Annotated in this window: 9 protein-coding genes and 1 pseudogene; 9 read left to right on the forward strand and 1 reads right to left on the reverse strand. The window is 38.4% G+C overall.

Annotated elements, in window-relative coordinates; genetic code table 11:
- Positions 1–17: 17 nt before the first annotated feature.
- The 4 genes from ACQ5DJ_RS24395 (at position 18) to ACQ5DJ_RS24410 (ending at position 4162) form a co-directional block, all read left to right on the forward strand.
- A complete protein-coding gene (locus ACQ5DJ_RS24395; protein WP_429844684.1) occupies positions 18–437 on the forward strand; it encodes an SMI1/KNR4 family protein in 420 nt (139 codons plus the stop codon).
- Positions 438–1590: 1153 nt separating this feature from the next.
- Positions 1591–1929 (forward strand): Imm8 family immunity protein, encoded by a 339-nt coding sequence (locus ACQ5DJ_RS24400; protein ID WP_429844685.1) that lies wholly within the window; start codon positions 1591–1593, stop codon positions 1927–1929.
- A 181-nt stretch (positions 1930–2110) separates the two neighbouring features.
- Complete coding sequence (locus ACQ5DJ_RS24405; RefSeq protein ID WP_429844686.1) at positions 2111–3067, forward strand: tyrosine-type recombinase/integrase; 957 nt, start codon at positions 2111–2113, stop codon at positions 3065–3067.
- 180 nt (positions 3068–3247) lie between these two features.
- Positions 3248–4162, forward strand: coding sequence for a hypothetical protein (locus tag ACQ5DJ_RS24410; protein ID WP_429844687.1), 915 nt, complete (start codon positions 3248–3250; stop codon positions 4160–4162).
- 283 nt (positions 4163–4445) lie between these two features.
- Here the strand turns inward: ACQ5DJ_RS24410 and ACQ5DJ_RS24415 are convergent, their stop codons facing one another.
- Positions 4446–4652, reverse strand: a complete 207-nt coding sequence (locus ACQ5DJ_RS24415; RefSeq protein WP_047071214.1) for a helix-turn-helix domain-containing protein — start codon at positions 4650–4652, stop codon at positions 4446–4448.
- Positions 4653–4811: 159 nt separating this feature from the next.
- On the opposite strand from ACQ5DJ_RS24415, the gene ACQ5DJ_RS24420 reads away from it, so the two are divergent.
- The 5 genes and pseudogenes from ACQ5DJ_RS24420 (at position 4812) to ACQ5DJ_RS24440 (ending at position 9201) form a co-directional block, all read left to right on the forward strand.
- Positions 4812–5591, forward strand: coding sequence for a recombinase family protein (locus ACQ5DJ_RS24420; protein WP_429844688.1), 780 nt, complete (start codon positions 4812–4814; stop codon positions 5589–5591).
- Positions 5592–5605: 14 nt separating this feature from the next.
- Entirely contained in the window at positions 5606–5845 is a 240-nt protein-coding gene (locus ACQ5DJ_RS24425) for a hypothetical protein (RefSeq protein ID WP_188067678.1), read from the forward strand.
- Positions 5846–5984: 139 nt separating this feature from the next.
- Positions 5985–7218 (forward strand): annotated as a pseudogene (locus ACQ5DJ_RS24430) (IS110 family transposase).
- A gap of 57 nt (positions 7219–7275) precedes the next feature.
- On the forward strand, positions 7276–8391 hold the full coding sequence (locus ACQ5DJ_RS24435) for a polymorphic toxin-type HINT domain-containing protein (RefSeq protein WP_429844689.1): 1116 nt from the start codon (positions 7276–7278) through the stop codon (positions 8389–8391).
- A 21-nt stretch (positions 8392–8412) separates the two neighbouring features.
- Positions 8413–9201 carry a barstar family protein gene (locus ACQ5DJ_RS24440; RefSeq protein WP_429844690.1) on the forward strand — a complete coding sequence of 263 codons (789 nt, stop codon included), beginning with the start codon at positions 8413–8415 and terminating at the stop codon, positions 9199–9201.
- Positions 9202–9395: the final 194 nt, after the last annotated feature.

Here is a 9395-nt window from a genome sequence, read left to right on the forward strand (position 1 = left end):
TAAAAGGAGAGTGAGGAATGGTCACTTGGAATACAGAGTACGATGAAGTACAGATGGAGAACATAAAGATTGTTGAAAAACGGCTGTCCCTTGAGTTTCCAAAGGACTATCTAGAGTGTGTACTTAAATATCAAGGTGGTAAACCTTCTCTATGTAATATCATGGTGGATGAGTATATTATTGTACAATTTAGTTGCTTATTGACGTTTCTAGCTTTTGATGAACTTGATATTCTCGATGTGTACAATTCAATAAAAAAAAATATTCCATCGGGATTAATACCATTTGGGTTAGGGTCGGATAGTTATCTATTTTGTTTTAATTATCGTTTTAATGAAGCGCCTACAATAGCACTATGGAGACAAAGCGATACTGGTGAGAATAAGGTTATCTATGTTTGCGATTCTTTTACAGACTTAATAAGAAAATTGTATTGAGTGAAGGACCTTGGGGACAGCAATCCTCAAGGTCTTTTATTTTACCCCCACCCAGTGCGAAATGAATCGGGCAGCACGTTCCGAAAGAACTTAACCTTCGTCAGTTCCGTATAATGTTTTCCTAAAATAAAGTACGTACAAGTAAGGATGACAATTATACCCTAAATCACGTTATACAATCACGATGTATAGGTTGATTATGGTCAGATACCACCATGATTGACCTGTTTTTTGTTATCTTCGTTTTCTTGCAGTTTTTCAAAAAGGCTTGCCACAATGTACGTACATAAAACGATGTATAGGGTGAGGGACTGTCAAAAAATATTCATCGCAACAAAATGCAGCGTAGTCCCGATTACTTATAGTGTAAGGGTCAAAGATTAATCTGGTAACGTGCCAGTTTACATAGATGCAGGTAAGGAACGTTTTAGGCTAGCCACCTTGCCCTCTAATATAGTCCGAAATTCGTTAAAAAATTTCGGGTTGGGCTGAGTATGGAAAACGTACAAGTTTCGATTAACCGAATTGTAGTAGATTTTACGGACGTATTTTGGGATTTCTTCAACCGATTCCATCTCGCATTACGTACCCATTTCAATGCTAGCTTTCATTTGCAGGAGAAGGGGTTTAAATATCATTTACATGTGAGAGATGGAAGTCATTACATACACGTTTCCTATCAGCTCGCCTTTGTCCCTAAGTCAAGAAAGAACATAAGACAGTTTACAACTTTAAGGTAAAAGACTTTCATACGTACTTTGTTTCCAATCTTGGAATTTGGACGCATAATAGTTGCGGAATTACTAATAGTAAGGAATTACTTGAAGATATTCAAAAAAGTTTAAATATAGATAGAGTAAATGTTGGATTAGAGGGACAAACATTAGATAGAGCGACAGTTATTGATGCAGCCAAAAAGTTTACAGGAACTATTTCCGCAAAGATTGATACTACAAACGGAATCTGGGATTTTATAAGTAAGGATGGAAAGTATACTGTAAGAATGATGCAAAAGAAGAGAGACGGTAATTGGGAAGCAAACTTTGAAATTCGTGATAGTAAGGGGAAGCTTGATAAAAATTATCATATCCATTTAAAAGACTAATTCTAAAAAAAGCTAGGGAAAATACTAGGATAAGAAGGGAAAGTAGACATGATAAAACCAATATTAAAGAGACCACTAGAATATCGCAATGTTCCTGAAGACAATGACGAAGATTTTTATGTTGCAATAACTGCTGTAATTGGTACTCAAGATTCAACGGGAGCAGATCTATTTTACTTTTATGCAGCCTCTCCTAAACGATTGCAAAGATTATTTGAGGATGAAGGAGTTTTTTGGGGGAAAGACTTGTTAATAATGAATAAATTTGATAGCAGAATTATTGAAGAAGAAGTAATTAAGATGTTAGAAGAATGTGCGAGAGAAACTTGGGAAGAGGTAGCTCAAGCAATTAATCGGTTTTTGTTTTGGGAATACGATAAGAGATAAATAATAGCTTAAGGTGAGTGCCCCCAAACGAGTAATCAACTATTCGTCTGGGGTTTCTTTTTTACTCATAAAAGACGTAAATAACACTTGATTTAAAGTGTAAATTTATAGTAATATCAATTCAAGAAAGTCGAACTATAAATTTATAGTATTTCTGTTTCATCAAGAAAGGTGTGTAACCATGTTTAACCCCGAAACAAAAACTACCTTTCTTCAAGGATATAAAGAAAATACCCAAAAAGCTTATTCAAGAGTGTTCAACCTGACCATGAAGTTCGAAGTGGAAAAAGATAAGGATTTGCTCCACTTTACATTAGATGAGATTGAAACTGCCCTGCACAGCTTCCATGCTTCTACAGGAGACTCTCTTAATACGGCTGGGAGAACGATATCTGCTTACTTGAATTGGGCAAGGGCAGAGGGGCTTAGAGAGGACACCAATCCACTGGAGTCCGTTTCAAAAGAATGGTTTAAGAACATGGTAGGCAACACCCACCAACAATTTATTACGAAGAAAGAAATCGATGCAATCATTGACCAATGTAATAACGATCAGGATTCAGTGATTCTCTCCCTGTTATTCGAAGGTGCGGGTGGAAGAGAGGTAAGTGAACTACGCAATCTGAAACGTGAACAAGTCAATGATGAGAAACGAACATTGATATTGTTTAACGATAAAGAAGAAACAAGAGAAATTTCAATATCGGAACAGTGTCTGAAATTAATAAATGGCGCAATCAAGCAAAAGGATTATCTCAAAGGTAATGGGGAGATGAGACGAGATCATCTCAAAGAAACAAGTGAATTAATTGAAACAGGCTATGTAATCAGGCCAGCCAAGACAAGAAATGTTCATATGGAACAAGTCAGTCCTCATCTGATTTATGGGAGATTGCATGCATTAGAAGAATACTTTGGTTTGGACAATCTACGAGTGAAAACGATTCAACGCAGCGGGATGATCTGGATGGGAAAACAACTGCTAGAACGTGATGGTGAACTCGGAAAAGAGCAGTATTATGAGATATGCCAACAGTTCGGCATTAGCCAAGTCATGAATGGAAACAAGCTAGAGTATATGTGGTGGGGATTAAAAGACTTCGTAAATCCAGACATGATTGCTGCAATGTACGAGTAACGCACCTAGAGGATGTAATTCCTCTGGGGAAACAAGATAAAACTAAAAATTTATTGTAAATCGATGAAGGAGGTGAACAAACGTATGAGTTGCTATCTTTTGTTATAACATGCCAAATCATATAACATGCCAAATCATATTCAATATATTAAAATTTATAGTAAAAAGGAGAGTATAAAATTGTTTGATTCCATCAAAATGAAAGTAAGTTCCGTATTTATTCAACCTGAAATATTACAACAATATAACCTTGCATCTTTTACATACCGTAATCAGAAAACAGGTGTTATGACCACATTCCAGATGCAAGACGAGATCATTCCATATATCAAATATCAGGAAGCAAGCGGCACTTTAACTATCCAAGTTTCGATTCCCAAGATGCTATATGGAAACAATGTCAAAGCAATCAACGAATCAGATATTCCTATCTTCTTTCAGCGTGTACAAGAACGATTACAGCTATTATTCGGTATCCATATTGCCGATGAAGATTGGAGAATTACCCGTTTAGATGTTTGCTGCAATTTCCATGTTGGGAATCGAACAGGGGAGTATGTTCGTCAGTTGAGCAAAGGGAAAATGCCCTATAAAGATACGCGAAATTTTAATCATGACGAAACAGTAGAGTTTTATAACAAAAGCAGCAGAGTCATGCTATACGATAAATACAAGCAATGTAAACGAGCGAAGGAACCGAAGCAGATCATTGAGCAATCCAAGGGAATTTTACGATTAGAAATTAGACCGAGCGACAATGACATGAAGAAATATACCAAAGAGAAGAGAGCCATTCATCTCGTCACTCATTCCTTTTTTACCTACATAATCAAAAAGACACTGGAAGGATTGCCATACACAGAAAATGTGGAAACCATTGATTATGAATGGCTTTTGGAAAATAAGGAGGAAATATCAAAGATTGAGACTTATCTAGGTTTCACTATGATCAAAAATTTGTTCCAAGAAAGTGGAATAAGAGCAATTTATACAACATCCACTCTTCCTAATCGTAGGAGTTTGGCAAAGCAAATAACCATCCCGAAAAAGGAAGGGTTAAAAAGATTGGAGATTGTTGATTCAGTTCAGGGCTGAAGACATTCACCCAATTGAATCTGTTACGTTTACGATAACGATAAAAATTATAGAACTTTGGATAAATTTTGAATGGACAGAGCTTACTAATAAAGAAAAATAAGCAAATAGAGCAGTCCTTACAAAGAAAATGTGTCTCTCTACGATACCGTATCGATACAACCTGCTGCCATTCGGGGGTATTTTACATCTCTATATAGTGAATGGACATGGAATAGGGGCATTACACATCTAGTCCCGTAGGTAGGTTGGATTTTAGGCGATTAAGTTTTGAGGTGGAAAATTACTCCCCCTCCAACACCAGCAATTCATGCAACTCAATATCTAATGTCTTACAGATCGTTTCAAATGTACTAAGGTGAACCCTATCTACTTGGCTGGAACAGAGATGGCTGATTGTATTCGGTCTAAGACCAGTGAGTCTTGCCAACTCTCGTTGAGACATATTTCTCTGATCAAGGATTTCTTTTAACTTTACAATTATAGGCATTTTGAGTCCTTCTTTCCCGTGAACATTCTTTATCCATTATACGTGCAATTTTAGCACGAGGAAAAGGTCGTTGATTGTATCTGCTAAGCGATATATAATTGCTTTGTATCTACTAGGCGTTACAATGATTCAAATTCCTGTAACGGGAAGGGGAATAGTATGGAAAAAGTAGTGGGATATGTCAGAGTATCGACAAAAGGACAAGTTAAAGATGGGTATAGTCTAGCCTACCAAGTAGAGGAGATTCAGCGTTATTGTCAGGATAATAATCTAGAATTACTGAACATCTACAAGGATGAGGGGATTAGTGGAGCAAAAGTGGATGAGGATGGATTGACTATTGAACGGGAAGGTTTACAAGAACTCTTATCCAGTTTTACTTATCAAAAAGTAAGCCATATCATCGTCCTCAACACCTCACGATTGTGGAGAGCGGACATGGTGAAAGTCCTTATCCAAAGAGAATTAAAACGGCATTCCGTAGACGTAAAAGCAATTGAGCAGCCCAACTATAGTATTTACGCCCATGACCCTAATGATTTTCTAATCAATGGCATGATGGAATTACTCGATCAATACCAACGTTTGGAAATCGCACTCAAACTAGGGAGGGGGAGAAAAAAGAAAGCGCAACAAGGAGGATATGCAGGAGGTGGCGTTGCTTTCGGATATACGGCAACGAAAGGACAAAAAGCCATTCAGATAGATGAGAGACAGGCGGAGACGGTGCGGAGATTGTTTTCCTTACGTGAAACGCATCCCACTTGGTCACTCTCCCAATTGGCTGTCCAACTGAATGCAGAAGGGTATACAACGACACACGATAAATCTTTTACGAAGGTACAGGTCAAGCGAATGATTGATCGTGAAGCCTTCTACAAGGGCACCTACCGCTACGGTCAGATTGAAGCAAATGGACTTCACGAAGCCATTATGTAGCGGGAGGAACGAACGTGGAAGCTCAATTCACTCATTATAAACAGGAAGAAATACGTTCTCTTGACAAGATTCAGACATGCGAAATAGGTACACAATTAATTTTTGACTATGTTCAACAAGAGAACGCTGTATTTAACATCGCTACGATAGAGGACATAATAAAAGCCATCTTTCAGGTGGAACTACATCAACGAGAATACTTGCTGCAAATCCGTTTAGCGAAGGCATTATCTAGCACTAAATTGCAACCGTAATGATAGAACGATAATGACATGAAAAGAATGTACGAGCTAACGTATCCGTGCGTGTTCATCTTTGAATAATGCTTGTTCGGAGGGTGCTGGCATTCTTTTCTCTACATCATTACTTATCAAAGATAGGGGTGAAGTCTTTTTGCATCATAAATTGAAGTACCTATATATCGGAGTAGACTTACATAAACGTCATCATACAGCGGTGATGATGACTTGTTTCCATGAAAAGAGAGACGAAATCCAATTCGAGAACAAGCCGTCAGCGTTTCCTAAGTTTCTGCAACAAGTAGAAAAACTAGCAAAGAAGGAAGGCTTGACCCCTATGTTTGGCTTAGAAGATGTGGGGGGCTACGGAAGAGGATTGACCATGTTCCTTAACGAACACAAGTATGAAGTAAAATCGGTTAACCCTGCCCTTACGATATCGATTCGGAGAAGCAGTCCGAATAACAAGAAAACAGATGCGTGGGATGCAGAGTGTGTGGCTCGCATTCTGATTTCCAACTTGGATACACTGCCGACTGCAAATCCACATGACCTTTATTATGCAATCTCACAGCTTGTCACAAGAAGAGAGAACATTGTGAGTGTTGTAACAGGAATCAAGTTACAGCTTCATCAATTGCTAGGTTATCACTATCCAAGTTACAAGAAATTCTTCTCACAAGTAGATGGGAAAACAGCATTAGCTTTCTGGCTGAAGTATCCTTCTCCAAGTTGTTTGAGCGGGGTGAATGTGGATGAATTGGCTAACTTCTTATACAAGAAGAGCAATCGCTACATGTCTACCAAGAAGGCAGAGGACATTCTATCTATCGTACAGCAAGATGGGGACACATCGAAAGACTTATCAAGGAGTCAATGATTTTCTTGTTAAAAATGTGGTTCGGGACTTGATCGCCAGAGACCATCAACTAAGGCAAATTGACACAGCGTTAGCGAAGCATCTTGCCTTACTGGATTACAAACTAGAGACCATGCACGGAATTAGTACGGTCACGGCAGCGGAACTAATCGCGGAGATTGGCGATATTTCACGTTTTTCCAGTGCTGACAAACTAGCGAACTTTGCAGGGATTGCACCCGTTCAGCATAGTTCAGGGAACAAGCAGAAGAGTAAAAAGAGCAAGTTAGGCAACCGTAGCCTGTATGATATCTTCTATAACCTTGCCATTCGTCAATTGGGCGTATCAAGGGCGAAGAAGCCGAATCATCCTGTTTACCATTCCTACTACGAGAGAAAGCAAGCAGAAGGGAAGACCAAGTGGCAAGCGATTATTTGCGTCATGCGTAAATTGGTCAATGTCATATACAGCATGATGAAGTACAAGACGGAATATAAAATGCCAGTCCTTACAGAACAGGCGGCGTAGTAGCAGGGTGGTAGCAGAAATGTTGCCACCTAACCTTTATCTATTGAGCGCTTTATCATGGAGGATACGTATAAGGGGCAAGTGGATAATCCGTTGAGCATGAATCGGTATACGTATACGCATAATAATCCGATACGATATGTCGATCCTTCCGGTAATCAGGTGAGTGAAAGCGGAGGTTGGGAACCTGGGGGAAGTTATTTTTACTATGATCATGACGGAGTCAGACGAATTCACGGAAGTAAGGAAATTGATTGGAATTATTACCGAGAATGGTTTGTATCTGATCAAGCAGGTATGCAAGAAACATTGAGAGGTACAAATAAAGTAAAAAATCACATTGCGGCTAAGGTTACATGGGATTGGGCAATGGAAAATGGCGTTCCTATGGACGGCGGAGGAGTAGGTAAAGTACCTGGTGTAACAAAGGGTAAATCAACCACTTTCAAGTCGTTATTTGGTTGCAACTGCTTTACGGCAGGAACAAAGGTGCTAACAGACGAAGGGGAGAAACCTATCGAGGAAATCGAGGTAGGTGACAAAGTTCTGGCCAAAGACGATGAAACAGGCGAGATGGCTTACAAAGAAGTTGAATGGCTCTTTCAACGTGATGTTGAGGAAACATATAATATTACTGTTGGTGGAGAAGTTATTACAACTACTGACGAGCACCCGTTTTGGATTGTAGGCAAAGGGTGGGTAAAATCAAAGGACCTTGTGGTCGGTGAAGTTTTGACAACTTCGGATGGAAAAGAATTTGCTATTGAGGAGATTGAGGTTAAGAAGGAAAATAAGACCGTCTACAACTTTAAGGTGAAGGACTTTCATACGTATTTTGTATCTAACCTTGGTATCTGGACGCACAATCAATGTAATGATAAAAAGCTATCAAGTCCGAATCCTATACCACAGTCTATTAGGAAGCAATATGAAGAAATAATTCTCGGAAAAGGAACACCTAGAGTAGACCCTAAAACGGGAAAACAGACAATATTTGAAGGGAGAGAGAACCAAGGGAAGGGATGGATAGGCTCACTAGAATTTGATGTTCCAGGTACAAATCACAGAATCTTAAAACGTCCTGATGGGAAACTTGGATATGTATTAAATCATGACTATAAAAAACCTAGATTATTTCCGGGACTATGGTATCCAGATGGTGGGAAGAAATAAGCTCAGGGTTATGGAGGCTACATGGTTAATAAATTTTCCTTAATTGATGACGAAAGCGACTTGGTCATCGGAAATTGCTCTGACCTTATTGGGTTAACAGGAAATTGTACTGAGAAAATTGATAATGAGGTATTTCATAAAATAACTCTATTAGATTTTCGATTTAATGATGACTTTAAGGTGTATTGTAAGAAAACCAAGACATATATAAATAATTTGTACCTTGCTATACTAAATAATGAAGGGAATCCAATAGGATCATACTATTATTATTTAAAAGAGCCACATTATTTTCATAGATATGGGTTTGGTGAAGGATTGACTAAGCTTGAGTTAATTGGAACAATATTGCAAGTGGCATCAGAGGAAGGTTTGGAAATTTGGGAGATGCGAAGATCGTCACTTCCTAAACGAAACTTATGGACAATATTATCAAAAAAACAACGTATAGGATGGCTAGAAGTTGCTCGATTACACTACAACACAATTCCTAATTCTCCAGACCAACAAAACGGAAAATACGATATTGAAGCATCAAATGTATCAGATTCTTCTTCTTTCTTTTGTGCACTAGGCGAAGCTATTAACGGTCCAGGTGGTTATTATGGGTTTGATTTATTGAGTCTTAAGGATTGTCTTTGTGGTGGTTTTGGTGCTGTTCCACCATTTACAATTCATTTGCGCAATGGCAATGATAGTAGTAAATTGCGTGTGAATAATAATGATCTTGTTTTAGAGGAGGATGAAACTTTTTTTCAACAACTCAATGACTTACTTCTTGTTAACAATGTAACGTTGATTCGCGAGTAAAATATTTATTTAACAAAGACCTTGTATGCACGTACCCCTTTCAAGTAGAAAGTCTTAAAAGAGCCTAGGCAGCCAGTTTGTTATGTGATGTTATCCCCTCACAGTAGACAGTGAAAAAAAGACCTCATGCTATTATGAGTGAAGTGACCCAATAAATTGAGACAAGGAAAAAGCACCTCCTGAATCGTATTCCA

The organism is Brevibacillus sp. FIR094 (assembly GCF_050477165.1).
In the GTDB taxonomy this organism is placed as follows: Bacteria; Bacillota; Bacilli; order Brevibacillales; family Brevibacillaceae; genus Brevibacillus.